Annotated in this window: 25 protein-coding genes and 1 riboswitch; of the genes, 18 read left to right on the forward strand and 7 right to left on the reverse strand. The window is 70.0% G+C overall.

All coding sequences use genetic code 11. From position 1 onward, the window contains the following. The first annotated feature begins 208 nt into the window (after positions 1 to 208). The gene (locus J3486_RS45150) at positions 209 to 388 is read left to right on the forward strand and encodes a hypothetical protein (RefSeq protein WP_374194680.1); all 180 of its coding nucleotides are present in this window, start codon (positions 209 to 211) and stop codon (positions 386 to 388) included. After that, positions 385 to 798: a VOC family protein gene (locus tag J3486_RS05840; protein WP_207818828.1), complete on the forward strand. Its 414-nt coding sequence runs from the start codon at positions 385 to 387 to the stop codon at positions 796 to 798. The genes J3486_RS45150 and J3486_RS05840 overlap by 4 nt, the downstream gene beginning before the upstream one ends. Positions 799 to 855: 57 nt before the next feature. On the opposite strand, the gene J3486_RS05845 is transcribed toward J3486_RS05840, so the two are convergent. After that, positions 856 to 1,281, reverse strand: a complete 426-nt coding sequence (locus J3486_RS05845) for a hypothetical protein (RefSeq protein ID WP_207818829.1) — start codon at positions 1,279 to 1,281, stop codon at positions 856 to 858. 223 nt (positions 1,282 to 1,504) lie between these two features. Between J3486_RS05845 and J3486_RS45155 the strand changes: the two genes are divergently transcribed. From J3486_RS45155 to J3486_RS05880, 8 genes are all read left to right on the forward strand, one after another. Continuing rightward, positions 1,505 to 1,594, forward strand: a complete 90-nt coding sequence (locus tag J3486_RS45155) for a putative leader peptide (RefSeq protein WP_374194692.1) — start codon at positions 1,505 to 1,507, stop codon at positions 1,592 to 1,594. A 132-nt stretch (positions 1,595 to 1,726) separates the two neighbouring features. Then, a complete protein-coding gene (locus tag J3486_RS05850; protein WP_207818830.1) occupies positions 1,727 to 2,593 on the forward strand; it encodes a glutathione S-transferase C-terminal domain-containing protein in 867 nt (288 codons plus the stop codon). A gap of 65 nt (positions 2,594 to 2,658) precedes the next feature. Further along, positions 2,659 to 2,767: riboswitch (SAM riboswitch) on the forward strand. A gap of 328 nt (positions 2,768 to 3,095) precedes the next feature. Then, the gene (locus J3486_RS05855) at positions 3,096 to 4,076 is read left to right on the forward strand and encodes an amino acid ABC transporter permease (protein ID WP_207818831.1); all 981 of its coding nucleotides are present in this window, start codon (positions 3,096 to 3,098) and stop codon (positions 4,074 to 4,076) included. Then, complete coding sequence (locus J3486_RS05860; RefSeq protein WP_207818832.1) at positions 4,073 to 4,870, forward strand: amino acid ABC transporter ATP-binding protein; 798 nt, start codon at positions 4,073 to 4,075, stop codon at positions 4,868 to 4,870. The genes J3486_RS05855 and J3486_RS05860 overlap by 4 nt, the downstream gene beginning before the upstream one ends. 114 nt (positions 4,871 to 4,984) lie before the next feature. After that, entirely contained in the window at positions 4,985 to 6,007 is a 1,023-nt protein-coding gene (locus J3486_RS05865) for a transporter substrate-binding domain-containing protein (RefSeq protein WP_207818833.1), read from the forward strand. A gap of 94 nt (positions 6,008 to 6,101) precedes the next feature. Beyond that, the gene (locus J3486_RS05870; protein WP_207818834.1) at positions 6,102 to 6,827 is read left to right on the forward strand and encodes a GNAT family N-acetyltransferase; all 726 of its coding nucleotides are present in this window, start codon (positions 6,102 to 6,104) and stop codon (positions 6,825 to 6,827) included. Positions 6,828 to 7,000: 173 nt separating this feature from the next. Next, positions 7,001 to 8,215, forward strand: coding sequence for an LLM class flavin-dependent oxidoreductase (locus J3486_RS05875; RefSeq protein WP_207818835.1), 1,215 nt, complete (start codon positions 7,001 to 7,003; stop codon positions 8,213 to 8,215). 21 nt (positions 8,216 to 8,236) lie between these two features. Continuing rightward, the gene (locus tag J3486_RS05880; protein ID WP_207818836.1) at positions 8,237 to 9,616 is read left to right on the forward strand and encodes an NtaA/DmoA family FMN-dependent monooxygenase; all 1,380 of its coding nucleotides are present in this window, start codon (positions 8,237 to 8,239) and stop codon (positions 9,614 to 9,616) included. A gap of 39 nt (positions 9,617 to 9,655) precedes the next feature. On the opposite strand, the gene J3486_RS05885 is transcribed toward J3486_RS05880, so the two are convergent. From J3486_RS05885 to J3486_RS05895, 3 genes are all read right to left on the reverse strand, one after another. Continuing rightward, the gene (locus J3486_RS05885) at positions 9,656 to 10,537 is read right to left on the reverse strand and encodes a hypothetical protein (protein ID WP_207818837.1); all 882 of its coding nucleotides are present in this window, start codon (positions 10,535 to 10,537) and stop codon (positions 9,656 to 9,658) included. A 115-nt stretch (positions 10,538 to 10,652) separates the two neighbouring features. Next, positions 10,653 to 11,048: a hypothetical protein gene (locus J3486_RS05890; RefSeq protein ID WP_207818838.1), complete on the reverse strand. Its 396-nt coding sequence runs from the start codon at positions 11,046 to 11,048 to the stop codon at positions 10,653 to 10,655. Between the two features lie 391 nt (positions 11,049 to 11,439). After that, positions 11,440 to 11,664 carry a hypothetical protein gene (locus tag J3486_RS05895; RefSeq protein WP_207818839.1) on the reverse strand — a complete coding sequence of 75 codons (225 nt, stop codon included), beginning with the start codon at positions 11,662 to 11,664 and terminating at the stop codon, positions 11,440 to 11,442. Between the two features lie 631 nt (positions 11,665 to 12,295). On the opposite strand from J3486_RS05895, the gene J3486_RS05900 reads away from it, so the two are divergent. After that, positions 12,296 to 12,715: a YciI family protein gene (locus J3486_RS05900; protein WP_207818840.1), complete on the forward strand. Its 420-nt coding sequence runs from the start codon at positions 12,296 to 12,298 to the stop codon at positions 12,713 to 12,715. Further along, on the forward strand, positions 12,688 to 14,019 hold the full coding sequence (locus J3486_RS05905; protein ID WP_207818841.1) for an RNA polymerase sigma factor: 1,332 nt from the start codon (positions 12,688 to 12,690) through the stop codon (positions 14,017 to 14,019). Before J3486_RS05900 ends, J3486_RS05905 begins: the two co-directional genes overlap by 28 nt. 75 nt (positions 14,020 to 14,094) lie before the next feature. On the opposite strand, the gene J3486_RS05910 is transcribed toward J3486_RS05905, so the two are convergent. After that, positions 14,095 to 14,553: a MarR family winged helix-turn-helix transcriptional regulator gene (locus J3486_RS05910; RefSeq protein ID WP_229377435.1), complete on the reverse strand. Its 459-nt coding sequence runs from the start codon at positions 14,551 to 14,553 to the stop codon at positions 14,095 to 14,097. 117 nt (positions 14,554 to 14,670) lie between these two features. On the opposite strand from J3486_RS05910, the gene J3486_RS05915 reads away from it, so the two are divergent. Together J3486_RS05915 and J3486_RS05920 are read left to right on the forward strand one after the other, a co-directional pair. Further along, positions 14,671 to 14,964: a DUF1330 domain-containing protein gene (locus J3486_RS05915; protein WP_207818842.1), complete on the forward strand. Its 294-nt coding sequence runs from the start codon at positions 14,671 to 14,673 to the stop codon at positions 14,962 to 14,964. A 101-nt stretch (positions 14,965 to 15,065) separates the two neighbouring features. Beyond that, a complete protein-coding gene (locus J3486_RS05920) occupies positions 15,066 to 15,440 on the forward strand; it encodes a nuclear transport factor 2 family protein (RefSeq protein ID WP_207818843.1) in 375 nt (124 codons plus the stop codon). 220 nt (positions 15,441 to 15,660) lie between these two features. On the opposite strand, the gene J3486_RS05925 is transcribed toward J3486_RS05920, so the two are convergent. Then, complete coding sequence (locus J3486_RS05925; RefSeq protein ID WP_207818844.1) at positions 15,661 to 15,798, reverse strand: hypothetical protein; 138 nt, start codon at positions 15,796 to 15,798, stop codon at positions 15,661 to 15,663. Between the two features lie 235 nt (positions 15,799 to 16,033). Further along, a complete protein-coding gene (locus J3486_RS05930) occupies positions 16,034 to 16,702 on the reverse strand; it encodes a hypothetical protein (RefSeq protein WP_207818845.1) in 669 nt (222 codons plus the stop codon). A 247-nt stretch (positions 16,703 to 16,949) separates the two neighbouring features. Here J3486_RS05930 and J3486_RS05935 point away from each other — a divergent pair, with 247 nt between their 5' ends. The 4 genes from J3486_RS05935 (at position 16,950) to J3486_RS05950 (ending at position 20,183) form a co-directional block, all read left to right on the forward strand. Further along, entirely contained in the window at positions 16,950 to 17,642 is a 693-nt protein-coding gene (locus J3486_RS05935) for a DUF2993 domain-containing protein (RefSeq protein ID WP_207818846.1), read from the forward strand. Positions 17,643 to 18,120: 478 nt separating this feature from the next. Then, complete coding sequence (locus J3486_RS05940) at positions 18,121 to 18,741, forward strand: PIG-L deacetylase family protein (protein WP_207818847.1); 621 nt, start codon at positions 18,121 to 18,123, stop codon at positions 18,739 to 18,741. A gap of 25 nt (positions 18,742 to 18,766) precedes the next feature. Beyond that, positions 18,767 to 19,300 carry a GNAT family N-acetyltransferase gene (locus J3486_RS05945; RefSeq protein ID WP_207818848.1) on the forward strand — a complete coding sequence of 178 codons (534 nt, stop codon included), beginning with the start codon at positions 18,767 to 18,769 and terminating at the stop codon, positions 19,298 to 19,300. A gap of 31 nt (positions 19,301 to 19,331) precedes the next feature. Continuing rightward, entirely contained in the window at positions 19,332 to 20,183 is an 852-nt protein-coding gene (locus J3486_RS05950; RefSeq protein ID WP_207818849.1) for a hypothetical protein, read from the forward strand. The last annotated feature ends 343 nt before the right edge of the window (positions 20,184 to 20,526 follow it).

Here is a 20,526-nt window from a genome sequence, read left to right on the forward strand (position 1 = left end):
GGCCCGTTGCGTGAAGTCTTTCCTGTGACAGCCCCGCCGCGCCGACGGATCGGGGAAGGCCGGATCCCCGTTGTCGCGGAGGAGAGATGAGGTCAGGATGAACACTCCTGTTCGGCTGTACATGTCGTTGTCGCTGGACGGCTGTATCGCTGGTCCGGACGATCGGCCGGGGCAGGGGCCGGCCCCAGCACTTCTGCGAGCCGGGCAGGTGGACGAGAGGGAGATCCACCTGGTTCCGGTCCTTCTCGGGGACGGCCGACGGCTGTTCGATCAGCTGGGTGAGGAGCACATCGAACGCGACCTCGAACTCGACCTCGTCCGACGGCCCGAGGACCGGGACGTCACGCACCTCCGCTTCCGGGTGCACCGACCCGAGGAGGCAGCGTGAAGACGCTCTTCGTCTCCTACCGCGTCACCGACCTGGACCGCTCGCTCGGCTTCTACACCGCCTTGGGCTACGAAGAACTGGGCAGAGTCGAGGCCGGCGACGCGGCCCGGCTCGTGATCCTCAAGTTCCCCGGCGAACCGGCGGCCTCCCTCGAACTGGTCCACCGCCCCGGCGACGGACCGGTCGAGGTGGGCACCGGCTTCGACCACCTCGCGATCCAGGTGGAGGAAATCGCCACCACCCTGCAGGCACTGACCGATGCCGGTCTGGGCCCGGGACCTGTCCAGTACCCGGGCGGCGCGGACGGCCCGAAGACGTTGTGGCTCACGGACCCGGACGGGTACCGGATCGAGATGGTGGAGTGGCCGTCCGGACACTCCGACGGCATCACTCCGGCAGACTTCGCGTGAGACGCCGGGACCGGTCTGCGGAGCGCGAACTGTTGTCGTGGCGGTCACCGCGGTCGTTCAGCGCCGCGCCGCCATGATGCTCTCCAGGTGAGCGATGAGATCACTGGCCGAGCCCAGATCCTTTGTGCCGTCCGTGACCAGCGTGTGGCCGTCGTGCCGCAGACGGTATGCGAAGCGGTCCCGGGCGTCCTCGGCGATGCTGCGCGCAGGCAGAGCGGTCATTTCCACCGCCTCGAGAAGCGCATCGAGCTTGGTCTTCTCCTGCGGCGTCAGGCCGCCGACCTGTCTGCGGTCCCCTTCGCGGCCGGTGAGGAACACCTCGTCGCCGGAGGTGATCTCCACCCCGTGCCGGACTCCGGCGAAGCCGCCGCTGACAGAGAGGCTCACGCCCTCATTCCCCTCGCCGGATTCGGCGGAGCCGCAGCCGACGAGCAGGAGGACGCCCGTAAGCAGGGCCGGCAGCAGTTTCGTCGGTGCGTTCACGCTGTGCGCTCCCAGGGGTTCGCCGGGGTCTTCCGACGGACTCCGCGCCGAAAGGCGCTCGTCACGTCGTTCTCCAGGACCGGCCTGCCGCACGACCATCCGCAGCCGATGGAGTGTCCACGATGCGGGAGGACCTCTTGACGCCGAAGTGGGCGGGCTCGACACTCACTGAGGAATCCTAGTGAAAAGGTAGGGAATCGTGAAGGGTGTCGAACAGGCCACCGTGTGCGCGACTCGCTCACCCCTCCTTCTCACCACGCGCCGTCACATCGACCTGCAACGTGTCTGCAGCGCGATCAGGTTCCAGGGCTGAGCGACGCCCGTCCCGCGCCGTTGACATCGCCCCTCCTGCGCGAACCGCCCGGCGCGCACTGATGAGCTCCGCTCCCTCCACCCGATGACGTTCTTGCCGCGCGCAGGTCCGCGCCCACTCCAGGGGAGACTCATGACCGTCACACCGCCGCCCGCCCGCACGGCCGCCCGGCCGCAGCGCGCCGCGTTCCGAGGACGTATCGGCAAAGATGCGCGCAGCGGCCACTACGCCGTACCCGGCCGCTATCGCCTGTATCTGTCGACCGCGTGTCCCGACGGACTGCGTCTCGCCGTCGTCCACCGTCTGCTCGTTCTGGACAGCGCCTGTCCGGTCACCTTCCTGCCCGCCGTGCCCGACCGTTCCGAGGACGGCCACTCGGTGCTGCGCCCGCTCTACGAGGCCAGCATGCACCGGTACACCGGTCCGGCCATGGCGCCGGTGCTCAGCGACGACTGGTCCGGACGGATCGTCAGCACCGACGTCCCGGGCATCATGCGCGACCTCGCCCACCGCTTCGGCGGCGACGGCCCCTCGCTCTACCCGTGCGGCGCCGAGCCGGAGATCGAAGCCGTCGAGCGGATGTGCACGCAGGGCATCGAACGGGCCGCGCAGGACGCCGGATCGGCCGGCGCCGAACAGCCCGTGCGCGAAGCGGCGCTGGACACCCTGCTGGAAACGCTGGGTGCGCTGGAAGACCGGGTGGCCGGGCGGGCGTACCTGACGGGGGACGAAGTCACGGCCGCCGACGTCGAGTTGTGGGTCGCGCTGGTCCACCTGGACACCGTGCACCTCCACCACCTGGACGCCCGTGCCGCCCAGCGCATCGCCGACCACCCCGCACTGTGGGCCTACGCCCGCCGCCTGACCGCCCACCCGGGCTTCGGCGCCCACCTCGACCTCGACGGCATCGAGCGCGGCCACCACGCCCGCTGCCACGGCCTGGAGGCCGCCGGAGCAGCCGTCCGGATCCTGGACTGGGCGGCACACGCGGCGAGTTAGCGGTTCCACCTGACGGACGGACGTTGACATTCGTTCGGATCATTGTCTTAACTACGGACCAGAACGGTCATGAGTGTCAGCGACAAGCCCTGGCTGGCTGACTGGCAACCCTCCCAGCGCGGTGGGGTGCCCCAGGTGACGACCCGACCGATGAAGTTTCGGTAAGCGCGAGGCCCACAGGGCCGGAACAGTGACGGTGACGCCATGTACGCAGCTCCCAGGACGGCCACGCGCCGCTCCCCGGGCTGCGTACGCGCGTCGGCGAACCTCCTCGTCGCCGATCGCACCGTCGATCTGCTCCGCGTGAACAGCGCACTGTGTACCGCACCGGGCTGTGCCCGCTGCCGGGGCTGACACCCCCCCCCGCAGCACCCGCCTCCCCTGACGAACACCGCCCATGCGGTGTGCCGTCGCCTTCCCAGCCCCCGGTACCTCGCCGTCGTGCGCACGCCGCCGCATGCAGCCGTGCCTCCGGGGTGATCCCACCCAGCCGGAGCCCACCATGAGTGAACCCCCAGGCGCCACCGTCACCCTGCCCGTGACGCCGGTAGCCGACGAACCGTCAAACACTTTGCGCCCTCAGCGAGTTCAGCCACTACGGCGTCCCGGACGCTGGATCGCCACCGCGGTCGTCCTGGTCCTGGCCGCCCAGTTCGTACACGGCCTGATCTCCAACCCCTTCTACCAGTGGGACCGCTTCGGCTACTGGTTCCTGCGGCCGACCATCCTCGACGGGCTGCTCATCACTCTCGAAGTCACCGTCTACAGTGCCGTGTTGGGGCTGATAGGCGGCATCCTGCTCGCCCTGGCCCGGCTCTCGAAGAGCCCGGTGCTGCGCGCGGTCAGCTGGACCTACGTCTGGGCGCTGCGCTCCGTCCCGCTCATCGTGGTGCTGATCTTCCTCTACAACTTCAGTGCGCTGTACAAGACGTTGAGCGTCGGAGTCCCCTTCGGCCCCGCCTTCTTCTCCTTCGACGAGTCGAAACTCGCCACCGACATGGCCATCGCGGTCGTCGGCCTCAGCCTTCACGAGGCCGCCTACGCCGCCGAGGTCGTCCGGGGCGGCATCCTCTCCGTGGACCAGGGGCAGCACGAGGCCGCCTCGGCGCTCGGGCTGCCCAAGGGCTACCAGTTCCGGAAGATCGTCTTTCCGCAGGCGCTGCGCTCGATCGTCCCGAACTACGTCAACCAGCTGATCGGCCTGATCAAGGGCACCTCCCTGGTCTTCTACGTCTCGCTGCTCGATCTGTTCGGCGCCGCGCAGACCATGGGCTCCACCTACCCGGGCGACATCGTGCCGCTGCTGCTGGTCGTCACCGTCTGGTACCTGATCCTGACCAGCGTGGTCTCCGTCATCCAGTTCTACGTCGAGCGCCACTACGCCCGCGGTGCCACCCGCAGTCTGCCGCCGACACCACTGCAGAAGCTCCGTGCCGGCCTCGCCGGCCTGCGGGCCCGCATCCGCGAGGAGACAGCCGCATGACCGCCACGACGCTCGAAGCCCTCACCGCCGTCGAGGCCGCCACCGTCGAGGTCCACAACGTGCACAAGTGGTACGGCACCCACCGGGTCCTGGACGGCATCGACCTGACCGTCCGTCCCGGCGAGGTCACCGTCGTGCTCGGCCCGTCCGGCTCCGGCAAGTCCACGCTGCTGCGGGTCGTCAACCACCTGGAGAAGCCGGAGATCGGCCACGTCAGCATCAACGGCGAACCGATCGGCGTACGCCGGCAGGGCGAGCGGCTGAAGGAGCTGAACGAGCGGGCCATCCTCGCCCAGCGCAGCCGGATCGGCTTCGTCTTCCAGAACTTCAACCTCTTCCCCCATCTGACGGTCCTCGACAACGTGGCCGCCGCCCCCGTCGCCACCGGGAAGCTCGGCAAGGCCCAAGCTCAGGAACTCGCCCGCGCACTCCTCGGCCGGGTCGGGCTCGCCGACCGCACCGGCGCCTACCCGCGCCAGCTCTCCGGTGGCCAGCAGCAGCGCGTCGCCATCGCCCGCGCCCTCGCCCTGCGCCCCGGGGTCATCCTCTTCGACGAGCCCACCTCCGCCCTCGACCCGGAACTCGTCGGCGAAGTCCTCGCCGTCATCAAGGACTTGGCGACCAGCGGCACCACGCTCCTCATCGTCACCCACGAGATCGGCTTCGCCCGCGAGATCGCGGACCGGATCGTGTTCATCGACGGCGGCAGGATCGTCGAGCAGGGCCCGCCCTCCGAGGTCCTCGACAAGCCCCGCCACGAGCGCACCCGGGACTTCCTCAGCAAGGTCCTCTGACCCCCGCCACCCGCTCGACTCCTCTGCGCCCACCTCATCACCTCTGTCACCCCCAACACCCCCAACACCCGCATCACCCCATCACCCCATCACTTCCAGCGACAAGGAACGGCCATGTCTGCCCACTTCACCCGACGCAGCCTGCTCCGCGGCATCACCGCGGCGACCACCGTCGCCGCCCTCGCCACCGGGCTCGCCGCCTGCGGTGGCGACAGCGACGCCGCCACCACGACGAGCGACAGCGCCGGCACGGTCACCGTCGGCCGGCTGTCCAACGGTGCCGCCAAGGAGACCACCCTCAAGGTCGCCGAGGTGAAGTCCATCAGCGCCGAGCTGCCCGACGCGATCAAGAAGAGCGGCAAGCTGGTGATCGGCTCCGGCACCCTGCCCTCCGGCTCCGCACCGCTGGGCTTCGTGGGCAGCGACCAGAAGACCCTCACCGGTTCCGAGGTCGACCTGGCCCGGCTGGTCGCCGCCGTCCTCGGTCTGGAGCCCGAGGTGAAGCGGTTCACCTGGGAGAACCTCTTCGTGGGCATCGACAGCGGCAAGGTCGACGTGGGCTTCTCGAACATCACCGACACCGAGGAACGCAAGCGCAAGTACGAGTTCGCCTCCTATCGCAAGGACGACCTCGCCTTCGAGTCGCTCAAGTCCTCGAAGTTCGCCTTCGACGGCGACTACCGGGCCCTCGCGGGCAAGACCGTCTCGGTCGGCGCAGGCACCAACCAGGAGCGGATCCTGCTGGAGTGGAAGACGAAGCTGGCGAGCGAGGGAAAGCACCTCACCATCAAGTACTTCCAGGACAACAACAGCCTCTACCTGGCCCTGAACAGCGGCAAGATCGACGCCTACCTGGGCCCCAGCCCCAACCTCGCCTACCACGCCACCCAGACCGCGGGCACCTCGGGCGCGACCAGGATCGCGGGCCGGTACTCCGGCGCCGGCGCGAGTCTCCAAGGGCTGATCGCGGCCACCGCGAAGAAGGACAGCGGGCTGGCCGAGCCGCTCGCCGACGCCATCAACCACCTGATCGAGAACGGCCAGTACGCCAAGTGGCTCGCCGCCTGGAACCTCAGCGGTGATGCCGTCGCCAAGTCCGCGGTCAACCCGCCCGGACTGCCGCTCGACAACTCCTGACCATCGCGTGCCCGGGGGACTCTGCCCCGCCGCTCTGCGGAGTCCCCGGGCACGCCGGACACCTCGTGCCGCTACCCCCGGAGAACGCCACACCATGTCCGTCACCACCCCTGAGACCAGCTCCTCGCACCTCCTCGACAACCCCGCCTGGGCCGCACTCACCGGCCCCCACGCCCACTTCGCCGAACGCCTCGGCCGTGCCGCCCGCTACCAACAGGACGTCGCCCCCTTCCACGCCCTCCTCGACGAGGACGACCCGCGCGCCTGGGCCGACCTCGCCGCCCTCGTCGGCCCCGGCGGCACCGCCTCCGTGCGCGGAGTCACCGAGGCGGCGGCCGGCTGGGAGGTGGTGCGCACCGGACACGGCGTCCAGCTCGTGGACACCTCCCTGCGTGCCGAACCCGACCGCGAGGCCGTGCGGCTCGGTCCGGACGACGTGCCCGAGATCCTCGACCTGGTCGCCCGCACCGAGCCCGGCCCTTATCTGCCCCGCACCGTCGAGCTGGGCACCTACCTCGGCATCCGCCGTCACGGCCGGCTGATCGCGCTGGCCGGTGAGCGGCTGCACCCGCCCGGCTGGACGGAGATCAGCGCCGTGTGCACGGACCCCGACCACCGCGGCCGGGGCCTGGCCACGCGTCTCGTCCGCGCCGTGGCCGCCGGCATCAAGGAGCGCGGCGAACACCCCTTCCTGCACGCCGCGGCCACGAACACGAACGCGATCCGGCTGTACGAGTCGATCGGCTTCACCCTGCGCCGCCGTACGGCTTTCTCGCTCGTCCGGCACACCGGGGCCGCGGCCCCTCGAGCAGCGGTGTAGCCGTGCCGCTCGCCGTCACCCGCTCCCGGCCTCCCTCCGACCCGCGTCGGTCGGCCGGCGCCCGCTGTTGCTCCTGGCCCGTCTCCTCATCGGCCGTACACCCCGACCACCGGCCGCGCGGCCCGTTCCCGCGGGCCGGCGTTCTTCTCCGGACCTCCAGGAAAGGCCCCCTCGTGTCCTCAACACCCGCCCCCCGTCTGCATCTCGCCGTCGCCCTCGACGGCACCGGCTGGCACCCCGCCTCCTGGCGTGAGCCCGGCGCCCGCCCCCGGGACCTGTTCACCGCCCGGTACTGGGCGGACCTCGTCGCCGAGGCCGAGCGCGGCCTGCTCGACTTCGTCACCTTCGAGGACGGACTCGGTCTGCAGTCCTCTCACCACGGTGAACTCGACGGCCGCACCGACCAGGTCCGCGGCCGTCTCGACGCCGTACTGACCGCCTCCCGGATCGCACCCCTGACCCGGCACATCGGACTGGTGCCGACCGTCATCGCCACCCACACCGAGCCGTTCCACATCTCCAAGGCGATCGCCACCCTCGACTACGTCAGCTCCGGCCGCGCCGGACTACGGGTGCAGATCTCCGCCCGGGCGCACGAGGCCGACCACTTCGGCCGTCGCACCCTCACGCCGCTGAGCCTGGAGGAGCTGCGGACCCCGTCCGGTCAGGAGCGGGTGGCCGACCTGTTCGACGAGGCCGCCGACCACGTAGAGGTGGTGCGCCGGCTCTGGGACAGCTGGGAGGACGACGCGGAGATCCGGGACGTGGCCACCGGCCGCTTCATCGACCGCGACAAGCTCCACTACATCGACTTCCAGGGCAAGCACTTCAGCGTCAAGGGCCCCTCCATCACCCCGCGCCCGCCGCAGGGCCAGCCCCTGGTCACCGCTCTCGCCCACCAGACCGTCCCCTTCCGGCTGGTGGCCCGCCAGGCCGACGTCGGCTACGTCACCCCGCACGACGTGGAGGACGCCCGCGCCATCGTCGCCGAGATCCGCGCCGAGCAGGAGGCGGCCGGCCGCGCCGGCGAACCGCTCCACGTCTTCGGGGACCTGGTCGTCCTCCTCGACGACGACCGGGCGGCGGCAGAGGACCGGCGCGCACGCCTCGACGCGCTCGCGGAAGAGCCGTACGAGAGCGACGCCCGCATCTTCGCCGGTACACCCGCCCAACTGGCCGATCTGCTGCAGGAGTTGGCGGCGGAGGGGCTGAGCGGATTCCGGCTGCGGCCCGCGGTCGCCGGGCACGATCTGCCGGCCGTCACCCGCGGCCTGGTCCCCGAGCTCCAGCGCCGGGGTGTCTTCCGCACCGCCTACGAGGCCGACACCCTGCGGGGCCTGCTGGGCCTGCCCCGCCCCGCCAACCGCTACGCCACCGTCACCGCCTGAGCCGGAAGGACCGCACCTACCATGAGCAAGCCACTGAAGCAGATCCATCTGGCCGCGCACTTCCCCGGCGTCAACAACACCACCGTGTGGAGCGATCCGCAGGCCGGCAGCCACATCGAGTTCAGCTCCTTCGTCCGCTTCGCGCAGACCGCCGAACGCGCCAAGTTCGACTTCCTCTTCCTCGCGGAGGGCCTGCGGCTGCGCGAACAGGGCGGGGAGATCTACGACCTGGACGTGGTCGGCCGCCCCGACACCTTCACCGTTCTCGCCGCACTCGCCGCCGTCACCGAGCATCTCGGACTGACCGGCACCATCAACTCCACCTTCAACGAGCCCTACGAGGTGGCGCGACAGTTCGCGAGCCTCGACCACCTCTCCGACGGCCGGTCCGCGTGGAACGTCGTCACCTCCTGGGACGCTTTCACCGGCGAGAACTTCCGGCGCGGCGGCTTCCTGCCGCAGACGGAGCGCTACTCCCGCGCCAAGGAGTTCCTGGCCACGGCGAACGAACTCTTCGACTCCTGGCACGGCGACGAGATCCTCGCCGACCAGGCGGCCGGTGTCTTCCTGCGTGACGCCAAGGCCGGTTCCTTCGTCCACGAGGGACAACACTTCGACATCCACGGCCAGTTCAACGTCCCGCGCTCCCCGCAGGGCCGCCCGGTCGTCTTCCAGGCCGGCGACTCCGAGGAGGGCCGCGAGTTCGCCGCCTCCTCCGCCGACGCCATCTTCAGCCGGTACGCCACCCTCAAGGAGGGCCAGGCGTTCTACACGGACGTCAAGAACCGGCTTGCCCACTACGGCCGTTCGCACCGCGATCTGCTGATCTTGCCCGCCGCCACCTTCGTGCTCGGCGACACCGACGCGGAGGCCGAGGAGCTGGCCAAACAGGTGCGCAGGCAGCAGGTCAGCGGTGCCACCGCCCTCAAGCACCTGGAGTTCGTCTGGAACCGGGACCTGTCGGCCTACGACCCGGAAGGACCGCTGCCCGACATCGACCCGGACGTCAGCGGCGATCACATCTCCCAGGGCCGTGCCCAGGTGCGCATGTACCGCGATCCGCTGGCCACCGCGCGCGAGTGGCGGGAGCTGGCCGCCGCCCACAACTGGTCCATTCGGGACCTGGTCATCCACACCGGCAACCGGCAGACCTTCGTCGGCTCCCCGGCGACCGTCGCCCGGACCATCAACGACTTCGTCCAGGCCGACGCGTCCGACGGCTTCATCCTCGTCCCGCACCTCACCCCCGGCGGACTCGACCCCTTCGCCGACAAGGTCGTACCGCTGCTGCAGGAGCAGGGCGTCTTCCGCACCGACTACGAGGGCACGACCCTGCGCGACCACCTCGGACTCGCCCACCCGGACCGCGGATCGGCCAGCACATCACCGACCGTCCGCTGAGTCCTCCCGGAAGGGCTCGGGCGCCGGCCCCCGCCTGGCTCAGGGGGCCGGGAAGGAGATCTGGATGCCGTAGCGCTTCTCCAGTTCGTGGATCTTCGCCGGGAGCGTCGTGTTCAGTCTCTTCAGCTCGGAGGCATGGGCGGTGCGGAACTGGTTGTTGAGCTTCTTGCGCAGTGGTTCGCGGACGGCTTCCACCGGGGTCATGCAGGTCGCGTAGACGTCGCCGAGATTTTGGGCCCCGGCCGTGTCGCCGGCCTGCATGCGCTGGTCGGCCAGGGCGAAGAGGCCGTTCTCGTTCTTGGCCTGCACGCCGTGGTCGGACAGGCACTCGCCGAAGTGCCGGTAGGCCGCTTCGACACGGGGGTCGTGGCGCAGCGAGGCCGTCCGTGTCCACCACTGCGACTGGAGGGGTACGTAGACGTCCTTGAGTTCCCGCCCCACCTTCATGCCCTTCTGTGTGCACTGCTGCTGCGCGGGGCTCGGGGAGGCCGGGGCCGCCGCCGAAGCCGCGACGGAGGACTCACCGGGGGCGAAGCCGCCGATGAAGCCGTGCCGCCGGATGAAGGGAAGATCAGGAACGTCCATGATCCGGAAGAACATTCCGGGCATCATCTGAGGCATCGCCACGCCCCGGGAGCGGGCGCAGGATCGGGTCGCGGCCTTTCCCACCAGGGTGCCGAAGGCGTCCAGGCCCTGGGTCCAGCGGGTCTGCGGACCTGTCGACGGCAACAGCACCGCCGAGATGTCCGGCGGCATCGTACGGGTCACGGTGGTCGGTGGAGCGGGTGCGGCCGACCGGTCGGGCGCCTGCGCGGTGGGCTGCGAGCTCGAACACGACGTCAGGCCCGGGAGCAGGAACATGCCCACGAGGGCCAGAGTGGTCCTGACGGACCTGCGCGGGTACCGGGTGGGGCGTCGCATGTGCTGCCTTGTCTCCGAAGGTGCTTGGTGTGGTGTGGCAGAGATGCCTGCCGGCAGACGCGGCTGTGGTGCGGGGCGTCTGCCGGCGGCATCATGGGCCCGTGGGGCCCCGGCGTCAGTGCGCGATGGTCACGGCACCCCAGCCGGAGTTGTACTCGGCGACGCCGAAGGCACGCCCCGACGTGAGGTTGGAGACCAGGACGACCGAGCCGAGGCTGTAGTAGCCGTCGCTCACCCAGTGGTAGCCGGAGGCGCCCGGCGTCCAGTTGCCGGAGGAGTTCACGTACCAGCCCTGGTAGCCGTCGTAGCCGGAGCCGCCCCCGGCGCCGGCCATGGTCAGGTTGAGGTCGCGGCAGCCGTCGGCCGCCTTCGTGGCGGTCCAGTTGACCGTCTGCCAGCCGGTGTACAGGGTGTCCTGCTTGCAGCTCAGGGCGGAGGCCGACGGGGCGAGCGCGATGGCGGACGCCGCCAGGGTGCCCGCAAGGCCAAGGGCGGCCGTGATCTTCTTCATGGGTGTTCCCTCGTCAGGTGAATTCGGGCCCCGTTGAGGGGCCCCACACGCTCGAGCCGAGACGTGTGCGGTTCCGGAAATCGGGCGGCCTGCACGTCAGGCGGTCGGAGCCCGGCAGGCCGTGCGGTGCGGAACATCGCTTCGGGCTCGTTGAGAGCACCGGCCACGCGACGCAGTGGGCAGCGGCCGCGGCGGCGCGTGCAGCGATGTTCCTCGGCGATGCGAAATGCCCCCCGTTCGGTCAATGGCATCGTCGATCAACTGGGTCGGGCCGGGCGGCCCTGCTGCGCAACGGAGCCTAAGTCGGCACACTGCGGGGCGATGTGCGGTGCGTGCGGGCTTCCTTGACATTGCGTGCGCAGGGTCGTGGGTGCCGTTGAGGCCAGTCGGCTCAGTTGGTCGCCGAGCGACGTGCACCGACCGGTGCCGGGTCGGCATCCGGCACGGCGCACCTCGGGGCGTGGCCGGACGCGACGACCCGCATGACGCATCCCGCCGCCTCTCCCCGCTGCCGGGCGCTGTCGAGCCCTCCGGCCACGGCGGCCCGTCCGCCCAGATCGCCGATCAGTGATCTGCCGATCGTCAGGGCGCCGCGCCCGCTGCCGCAGATGGCCACGACCGGCGAAGTCTCCCGCGGACCGGTGTACGGCCATGAGGCTTCCGCGTGCAGGGGCAGTGCCTTGACCACGTGGGCCCCGAAGGCGAAACGGGCCGCGCGCTGTGCCGCTGTGTCGCTGAGCCGAATCCCGGCCTGAGTTCACCGGTCGCGTAGGCGATGGGATCGGTGCAGTCGATCACGGCCTTCCCGGCCGGTGCGCCCTCAAAGCCGCTGACGAGACGCAGAGCGGCCTCCAGTCCGTCCCGCGAGACCGCAACCGCGACCGCATCGGCCTTGGCCGCGAAGTCGGCGGGGTCGGCAACGAGGCTGATCCCGGGTGCCTGCCCATCGTGGTTCAACCGCCCGGGTTCGAAGGCCGGTCCGTGCGAGCGCGACCAGGGTGCCGTGCATCGACCGTCAATGAGCCCTGCACGGAGTGTGCACAGCGGTGATCGACACCGACCTAGATTCTCGATGCCGTCGCAGCAGGTGAAAGACGCCGGGACGGAATCCACTCCGGCGCCCACATGACACACCGGCCTCACAAGACCGGGCGAAAAAGATCTGTCCGCCGTGTCGATCGGCTGCCGCGCCGTTCGACCTAGGAGTGAGAGGGTCCAGAGGCGACCCTGAGATGAAGGAGATCGAGATGCCGAAGTACATGCTGGTCATGCGAGGCACGGACGAATCCATGGCGAAGATGATGGAGACGCCCTTCGAGCAGATGCTCGAAACGGTGGGCCGCTTCAACGAGGAGCTGATCCGGGCCGGCGTGCTCGTGGCCGCCGAGGGTTTGGACGACCCGAGCCAGGGCGCGGTGGTCGACTACAGCAGCGAGACGCCGGTGGTCACCGACGGCCCCTACGGCGAGACGAAGGAGCTGTTCGGCGGCTTCTACCTGATCGACGTCGCTTCCAAGGAGGAAGCGGTCGAGTGGGCGAAGCGGATGCCGGCGGTCGCGGGCTCGAAGTGCGAGATCCGACGTGTCCCGGCCATCGATGAGTTCCCGCAGGACAACGAATGGATCATCAAGGAGCGGGCGTGGCGCGAGCGGACCGGCCAGCTCTGATGCCCACGACGCCTGACGGCCCGCCGATCGCCCAGTCGGCGCGGAGGGCCGTCGAGGCGGTCTGGCGGATCGAGTCCGCACGGATCGTCGGTGCGCTGGCGCGTTACACGGGCGACTTCGAACTCGCCGAGGACGTCGCACAGGAGGCCGTCGCGGAAGCACTCGTCACGTGGTCGCGCGAGGGAGCGCCGGCCAGCCCGGTGGGCTGGCTCCTCGCGACCGCGCGGCGGCGCGCCATCGACAGCTTCCGACGCAAGGCGGCGCTCGACGAGCGGTATGTCCAACTCGCGGGACAGCTGACCGAGGGGGAGCTGAGCTCGGGCGCGGCGACGGCGCGGGACGGGTCGGACGACCTGCCGTGGGATCCGGACCGGGTCGACGACGATGTCCTCGCGCTGATGTTCACGGCCTGCCACCCGGTGCTCTCGCCCGAGGCCCGGGTGGCGCTCACGCTGCGGGTAGTGGGCGGTCTGTCCAGCGAGGAGATCGCCCGGGCGTTCCTCGTACCCGTACCGACCGTCCAAGCCCGGATCACGCGGGCGAAGAAGACGATCGCCGCGGCGGGAGTGCCTTTCGAGCTGCCCCCGTCCGAGGATCGGCGGGAGCGGCTCGGCGGTGTGCTGAGCGTCCTCTACGTGATCTTCACCGAGGGCTCGACGGCGACGACCGGCGACAGCCTGCTGCGGCCCGATCTCGCGTACGAGGCGATCCGGCTGGCCCGGACGCTGGCCGCGCTGCTGCCCGATGAGCCGGAGGTGTACGGACTGCTGGCCCTGTTCGAACTCACGGCCGCGCGCTTTCCCGCCCGCACCGGGCCGGACGGCGAGCCGGTGCTCCTGGAGGACCAGGACCGTCGCCGATGGGACCGCTCGGCGATCCGTCGCGGTCTGGCCGCACTCGGCCGGGCCTCGGCTGCCGGTCGCGGCCTGGGACCCTACGGCCTGCAGGCCGCGATCGCCGCCTGCCACGCGTCGGCGTCCTCGGTGCCGGAGACGGACTGGGAGCGCATCGTGCTCCTCTATGAGGCGCTGGGCCGGGTGGCTCCTTCGCCCGTCGTCGACCTCAACCGAGCGGTCGCCGTCGCGATGGCGTACGGACCGGAGCAGGCACTGTCGATGGTGGACGGATTGGTCGTCTCCGACCGCCTGGCGGGGTCGTACCTGCTCCCGAGCGTGCGCGGTGAACTGCTCGCTCGACTCGGTCGCACTGCCGAGGCGCGGGCCGAACTGGAGCTCGCTGCCCGCCTGTGCGGCAACGACCGCGAGCGGTCGTTGCTGCTGCGCAAGGCGGCTGCGCTGACGTGATGCGGGCCGGCGACCAGGACCGCCGGCATGGCGGGGACCAGCCGCCGTGCCGCGGCGTGCTCCGGGCGTGCCGCGTCACGGCTTCCGCCCTTCGTGGTCCCGCCTTTCGATCTCTGCCAGGTGCGCCAGCGCCGGAAGCGCAGCCGTCAGGGCCTCGACCTCGTCGTCGGCGAGTTCGTCGATCAGCCGCACGAACGCATCGGCGCCGGCCCGGCGCCGCGCCTGAACGTACGAGGCACCGGCCTCGGTCAGACACACCAGCGTGACGCGCTTGTCGGACGCGTCTCCCCGCCGCTCGACCAGTCCGGACTCCTCCATCACCCGGACCAGCACGGTCATCGCGGGCTGGGTGACACCCGCGATCACGGCGAGATCGGTGATGCGCCGCGGGCCGGCCCTGTGCAGGGTGGCCAGGGTCTCGGCGGACGTGATGCTCATCTCGCGTGGAAGGCGTTTCACGGCCCTGGTGGCCAGTTCGTAGAGGGCCGACCCGATCGCGGTGGATGCGCCACGAGTGGCGTCTTGACGGCTCATGCAAGAAGCATACAGACTTTATATGAATGCTTTATGCATCGCTCGACGCGAACGCGGTCGAGCGATCCGAGCGTCGATCCGAAGCCGGGCATGTCCGGCTGAACACGGGAGGTTTCCATGGCCAAGGGCTACTGGGTCAGCGTCTACCCCGCCCTGTCCGACCCTGAAGGACTGACTGCCTATGACAAGCTGGCGGGTCCGGCGGTCCGGGCTGCGGGCGGGCGGGTCCTGTCGCGCGGCAGCCGAGTCGTCGCCCACGAGGCGGGAATCACGCAACGCGCCGTTCTGGTCGAGTTCGACACCTTTGAACAGGCGGTCGCGGCATACGAGAGCGAGGCGTACCAGAAGGCGCTGGTGGCTCTCCCCGACGGCTACGAACGCGACTTCCGCATCATCGAGGGCACCGACTGACCGGGCCGACCGAACGGGCTGACCGAACGGGCTGGTTCGCAGCGGTCGGGAGCGGCCCGCGAGGCGAGCGCGTACCGCGAAGCGACTGGTATTACTGGTGCATGCAGGAAGAGCCCGCGCAGTCCGCGATCGATACATTCATCTCCGCGTTCAACGCCTCGGACGACAGCTATGTGACGGCGCTGCTTTCCCAGGCCGTCACGTCGGACGTGGTCTTCTGGGGGCCGTTGGGCCGTAGTGAGGGAATCGAGGCCGTCGAGTCCTTCGTGCTGGACATCCGGCGCCACCCGGCGGGGACGGGCACGATGGTCCGTTGCTCGGCGGTGGACATGCCGGGTGAGTGGGCCCGGTACCAGTGGGTCTTCACCACGCCTGACGGAGGCCCCCGCCTCGCGGGAACCGACGTCGTCCATTTGCGACGCAGTCTCATCGACCAGATCATCGTCTTCGCGGGGGAGATCGAGCCCTCCGCCTGACGCAGCTTCGCGTCATTGCGGGTGACTTCCTGGCCGGGCCGGGCCGGGCCGGAACGGATCGAGCTCGCGGCGGAGTTGGGGATGTCTCGTGCCTCGTGACTCCTGGCTCGTCTGAGTCGCCGTCGGCGGCGGCCGATCGCGGGCCCGCCGTGGAGGTGACCGACCTCTGCGCGTTCCTCAGACCGACGAGCCGGTGCGGCCGGCCTCGATTGTGCGGCGATCAGCGCTGCTGGGCGACCACCTTCTTCAGCGCGGCAACCAGCTCGGCAGGCCGGTTCTTGCCCGTCAACTTTTGATCACGAGCCGTCCACGCGAGTGCGAACCGGTCGACCTGCCGTCGATCTCCCTCTGCCTTCATCGCATCGACCCCCTTTGCATGGGGGAAGTGGACGTTCCTGTGGCTGATCTGTGGCAGTAGGTCAGGGCCTCGAACTCGTCGAGCGGACGTGGGCGATCTCCAGGCCGCTCATGGTCCACGTGCACGTACCGCGCACACTCGGGTGCGCCTTGCCGTGGTGCCTGCACGCCAAGTGGCCGGAGGAGCGCCGACGTTGAATGCGGCAATTCTGCGGTGCCGCCTTTAGGCCCCGCGTTCATGGAGTGGTCGCCGAACCGAGGCAAGGGGCGAAGTGCTCGGCGACCTCTGCCGCCAGCTCCGTCGCGTCGAGTGTGCCGTCGACTTCGATGACACGGATGCCGAGGCGGCGGGCGTTGTGTGCCGCATCGTGGGCGATCAGCCGGTCGCGGTCGATGCGGTTGGCCTGAGCGCGGGCCGGGTCGGTGACAGGGGCGTTGAGGGCTCCTGCGCGCGCAAGCGTACGGACCTGATGGCGGCGGAAGTCTTCCGTGGGGACGAGGACGATCATGCGCCGGAGTGAGTCGAGCAGCGGTGCGACGAGCTCCGGTCGCAGTCCCCACCCCTCGGCGATCGCCGGCCGACCGGTGAACAACGCGCGCAGGTCGTCCAACGCCCACTCGAACCGGACCGGGAAGCCGGTCAGCGTCTCGGCGGCCATCTCCTTGGGGCTCTGCTCCACCCAGACATGGTCGGGGCTTGGATCTTCGACAGGCTCGCCCAAGGCGACCCGGCGCGCGATCCGGCGGTCCTGGTGGCCGCGGGCGTCGTGGTAGTCGTAGTGATACACCGTCAAGCCGTGCCACGTGGCGATGATTTGTGCAACGGTGGTCTTGCCGGACCACTGTGCGCCGCCGATCCACAGCGCGCGCCGCAGGCTGCCATGCGGATCCCGGATCTCTGACATGAGAGTCCTCCCGTCGGGGAGCGGCGCGGACCTCCGCCCGCTGATGAGTGTCCGGGGTCGAGAGCAAAAAATGCAGTCTTGTTTTCACCGGGTGGCAGGCAGAGAGTGGAAGGGAGGGGCAACTCCGCGCCGCACGTGGCAGGTTCGACGCCAGGCACGTCGCCTCTCCCGCCAACGTGTCCCGACCGTTATTCGGCGTGTGACGCCCGTCACAGCATCCTGGTACGTACCTTGCTGTGGTGTCCCTATGCGCATTCTTCGAAGACTTCTGATCGTGGCCGTGATCCTCGCGGCCATTCTGACGGGCGCCGATCGGCTCGCCGTCCGTATCGCCGAGGGACGGGCCGAGGACCAGCTGCGCGCCTCGGCCGGGTTCGACGATTCCACCTCGGTGTCCATCACCGGATTCCCCTTCCTGACCCAGCTCGTGGCGAACGACCTCCACGAGCTGCAGGCCCACGTCGACCACTGGGAGACGGCCCTGCCCGGCGGAGGCACCGGGCGCGTCGAGAACCTCGAACTGCGGCTCCACGGCGTCCAGTTCAGCAACAGCTACAGCACCGCCGTCGCCCGTGAGGCAACCGGCAGCGCGCTCGTCCCGTACGCCGAGCTGCTGCACGCGGCCCCGTCCAGCGACCAGGTCACCGTCACCTCGCTGTCCGACGGCGGCAAGAACCGCGTCAAAATAGCCTTCCGGACCGCCGATGGCGGCCAGCACACCCTGTACAGCTCGGTCTCGGTCGAGGGCGACACCCTGCGCCTGCACGCCCAGGGTCTCCCACACACTGACGGAGCCACCGCGGACCAGATCCGCTCCGCGACGAACATTCAGCAGACCCTCACCCGGCTCCCCGGCGGCATCGGCCTGAAGAGCGCCGAGCCGCTCCCCTCCGGGCTGCAGCTGACCGTCGGAGGCGCACACGTATCGCTGACCGGCTGAACGACGTAACTCCAGGACGCCGCACAGCAGACGGGAGGCCCCCGGCCCGATCGACCCGGGCTGCCCGTGCGGATCGCCGGCCGGGCGAGCTTGCTCCTCGGTCTCCTCAACAGGAAACAAGATCGGCACGGCCCGCGGCGGGGCCGTCCGGTCGTTCGAGACCACCTTGTACGGCGAGCGCTCCGCGCGTGTTCGACCCGCGGCCCGGCGCCGGCTGCGGGATCCGCGAACCGGCTGTACAGGGCGACGTGAAGCGAACCCGGTGCGCGCAGTGCGGCGCGGTCGACGAGTTCCGCCGCGGCCGGGGGAGCGGCTCTGCGACGGGGGCGAAGGAGTGCAGCCATCGTTGACGCAGTGACGGATCGGCAAACTGCCGTAGACGAAAAGTAATTGCTTCCGTCACCGGCGGCATCCGCAGGGTCCTGCCCCACAGTGAGAGCACGTTTGCGGACCATGGCTCAGGGCTCGGGGGACGTGCATGTGGGAGCGGATACTGGCGGTCGGAGCACACCCCGACGACATCGAGTTCGGCTGCGGCGGTGCCTTGTTGTGCCACGCGGCGCAGGGGGCCTCGATCACGCTCGTGGTGGTCAGCGACGGATCGCGGGGCGGCGACGCTGTCAGCCGGGCCGCCGAGCAGGAGCGGGCGGCCGAACTGCTCGGCGCGAAAGTGGTCATGCTCGGTCTTCCCGACGGGCAGCTCGGCCCGGTGCAGCACGTCGCTGGCCTCCTGGAAGCCGAGATGGCACACGCCGCGCCGGACCTCGTGTACACCCATCTGCCCGAGGACACCCATCAGGACCACATCACCACGCACCAGGCGACGCGCATCGCCACGCGGCGCCATGCCAACGTGCTGCTGTACGAGTCCCCGCGCTCGGCCCTGCTGTCCTCCGGCATCGCGGTGAACATCAGCGTGGTGATGGCTCAGAAGCTCGCGCTGCTGTCCGCGCACACGTCCCAGATACGCGAAGGCACAGAACTCGACGCCGAGTCCGTCCGAGCACGTGCCCTGGTGCACGGCAGGAGGTTCGGCTGCGGTTTCGCGGAGATCTTCACTCCTCTCCGCTTCGCTCTGCCCTTCGCCGCGGCGAGATGACAGCACGAACAGAAAGCGAACTCCTGTGTCCTTCACCGTCGACGTGCGCCGCACGGATCAGCTGACACCCGCCGAACTCGCCGAGCTGCGCGCCATGCTCGTCGAGTGCTTCGGCCCCCGCTACGACGAGAGGTCCTGGCAGCACTGTCTCGGCGGCCTCCACTACCTGCTCCGGTACGAGGACCGGCTGGTCTCTCACGGCGCTCTGGTTCCCCGGCGGTTCCGGCAAGGGGGCCAGGACCTCGACGGCGTGTACGGCGAGTCCATGGCCACCCTGCCCGCCCTGCGCCATCGCGGCCTCGGCAGCGTCGTCGTCTCCATGGCCACCGCGGAGATCCGGCTCCACCACACCATCGGCGTCTTCGCAGCCGGCAAGTACGAGTTCTACGAGCGCCTGGGATGGCGCAAATGGCGGGGGCCCACCTACGTGGAGACCGCGCAGGGCCCACGACCTGCCGCCCCGGCCCGCGGAGCGGTCATGTTCCGCCTTCCGCAGCACAGCACGATCGACCCCGACGCGGATCTCACCACCGACTGGCGGGACGGAGACATCTGGTGACCTCACCGACCACCGCACGCCCCTCACGGAGGTGACCGGCATCGTCGACAACCTGCTGGCGGACCTGATCTGGTCGGTCGTCGCCGTCGTGTTCGGCTACCTGCTGCTGCGCCGCCAGACCCGTGGACTGGCGCAGCTCCTCGGCACGACCAGTGACCGACGGCTGCTGATCGTCCTGCCCGACATGGTGGTCCGGGAAGGGGGAACGGCCGGCGACTACCGACAGGACGGCTTCGTCGGAAATGTGGTCTCCCGCAGGGAGTTCGAAGCGGCCGTGGCCCTCAGGGAGTCGCTGACCGACCCGTTGGTGCGGCTGCTGCGTCCGCGTACCCCCGTCCTGCCGTCAGGCCGCATCGCAGGCTCCGGCCCGGTGGAAGGCACCGAGTTCTGCCCGCCCGCGGCCGACCTGGCGGCCACGTCCAGGGCGCCCGACCCGTTCGCCCACCTGCCCAGCCGACTGAGCGGCCGGAGCCTGGTGCTGATCGGCGGCCCGGTCTACAACCACCTGACCGGCCTCGGTTTCCGGCATCCGGCGGCCCAGGCCGTGCCGGAACAGCAGGGCACCGACGGGGAATGGGGACTGCGCGTCAAAACAGGCCCGCTGGCCGGTCAGTTCTTCGCAGGCCGGGGGAGCGCGCCGGACACCGAGATCGCGATCGTTCAGTCCTTCACCGCGGTCGCCGGTGGTCCACGCATCACCATCTGCGCAGGCAGCAGTGACAGCGCCACCCAGGCCGGCGTGATGTTCCTGCTGGCCAACTGGCGCCGCATCGCCCGAAAGTGCCGACGCCACCCCTACGCGTTCCTCCTCCACGTGGACACCCACAGTGGCGGTGCCCGGCTCCAGACAGGGATCGTGGACGGCCAGCCGTTCACTCTCTAGCGCCGGACGCACCGACAGCCTGCCGCGCGATGGATGCAGGGCCGACGGGTGCAGGGCCGACGGGCGTGGACGCGGTGAAGGCGGCCGTCGTGATGTCGCGGGCGGGGCACGTGGGCGGCGCGGCTACGCCGGGGCCCTCGCCCGGCCAGTTCACAGAGAAGGCCGACGAGAGAGTCAACCGCCGGTGGGCCGAGACCCTTACGGCGCCCGTCGTCGCGCCGGCTGCGGAGGATCTTCGAACTCGGCCTCGGCGACGATCGCCTTCATGAGCAGCGTGTCGATCTCCGGCAGTTCGCCCCAGCGCTTCTCTGCCGCAGCCCTCGTCGGCCTCGCGCTTCGAGGC

The organism is Streptomyces sp. VRA16 Mangrove soil (assembly GCF_017377775.1).
Taxonomy (GTDB): domain Bacteria; phylum Actinomycetota; class Actinomycetes; order Streptomycetales; family Streptomycetaceae; genus Streptomyces.

Coding starts and splice junctions, on each gene's coding strand:
- J3486_RS05850 (WP_207818830.1), top strand. CDS start 1,727: ATGACCGTCACACCGCCGCCCGCCCGCACGGCCGCCCGGCCGCAGCGC.
- J3486_RS05855 (WP_207818831.1), top strand. CDS start 3,096: ATGAGTGAACCCCCAGGCGCCACCGTCACCCTGCCCGTGACGCCGGTA.
- J3486_RS05860 (WP_207818832.1), top strand. CDS start 4,073: ATGACCGCCACGACGCTCGAAGCCCTCACCGCCGTCGAGGCCGCCACC.
- J3486_RS05865 (WP_207818833.1), top strand. CDS start 4,985: ATGTCTGCCCACTTCACCCGACGCAGCCTGCTCCGCGGCATCACCGCG.
- J3486_RS05870 (WP_207818834.1), top strand. CDS start 6,102: ATGTCCGTCACCACCCCTGAGACCAGCTCCTCGCACCTCCTCGACAAC.
- J3486_RS05880 (WP_207818836.1), top strand. CDS start 8,237: ATGAGCAAGCCACTGAAGCAGATCCATCTGGCCGCGCACTTCCCCGGC.
- J3486_RS05885 (WP_207818837.1), bottom strand. CDS start 10,537: ATGCGACGCCCCACCCGGTACCCGCGCAGGTCCGTCAGGACCACTCTG.
- J3486_RS05890 (WP_207818838.1), bottom strand. CDS start 11,048: ATGAAGAAGATCACGGCCGCCCTTGGCCTTGCGGGCACCCTGGCGGCG.
- J3486_RS05900 (WP_207818840.1), top strand. CDS start 12,296: ATGCCGAAGTACATGCTGGTCATGCGAGGCACGGACGAATCCATGGCG.
- J3486_RS05910 (WP_229377435.1), bottom strand. CDS start 14,553: ATGAGCCGTCAAGACGCCACTCGTGGCGCATCCACCGCGATCGGGTCG.
- J3486_RS05915 (WP_207818842.1), top strand. CDS start 14,671: ATGGCCAAGGGCTACTGGGTCAGCGTCTACCCCGCCCTGTCCGACCCT.
- J3486_RS05920 (WP_207818843.1), top strand. CDS start 15,066: ATGCAGGAAGAGCCCGCGCAGTCCGCGATCGATACATTCATCTCCGCG.
- J3486_RS05925 (WP_207818844.1), bottom strand. CDS start 15,798: ATGAAGGCAGAGGGAGATCGACGGCAGGTCGACCGGTTCGCACTCGCG.
- J3486_RS05930 (WP_207818845.1), bottom strand. CDS start 16,702: ATGTCAGAGATCCGGGATCCGCATGGCAGCCTGCGGCGCGCGCTGTGG.
- J3486_RS05935 (WP_207818846.1), top strand. CDS start 16,950: ATGCGCATTCTTCGAAGACTTCTGATCGTGGCCGTGATCCTCGCGGCC.
- J3486_RS05940 (WP_207818847.1), top strand. CDS start 18,121: ATGTGGGAGCGGATACTGGCGGTCGGAGCACACCCCGACGACATCGAG.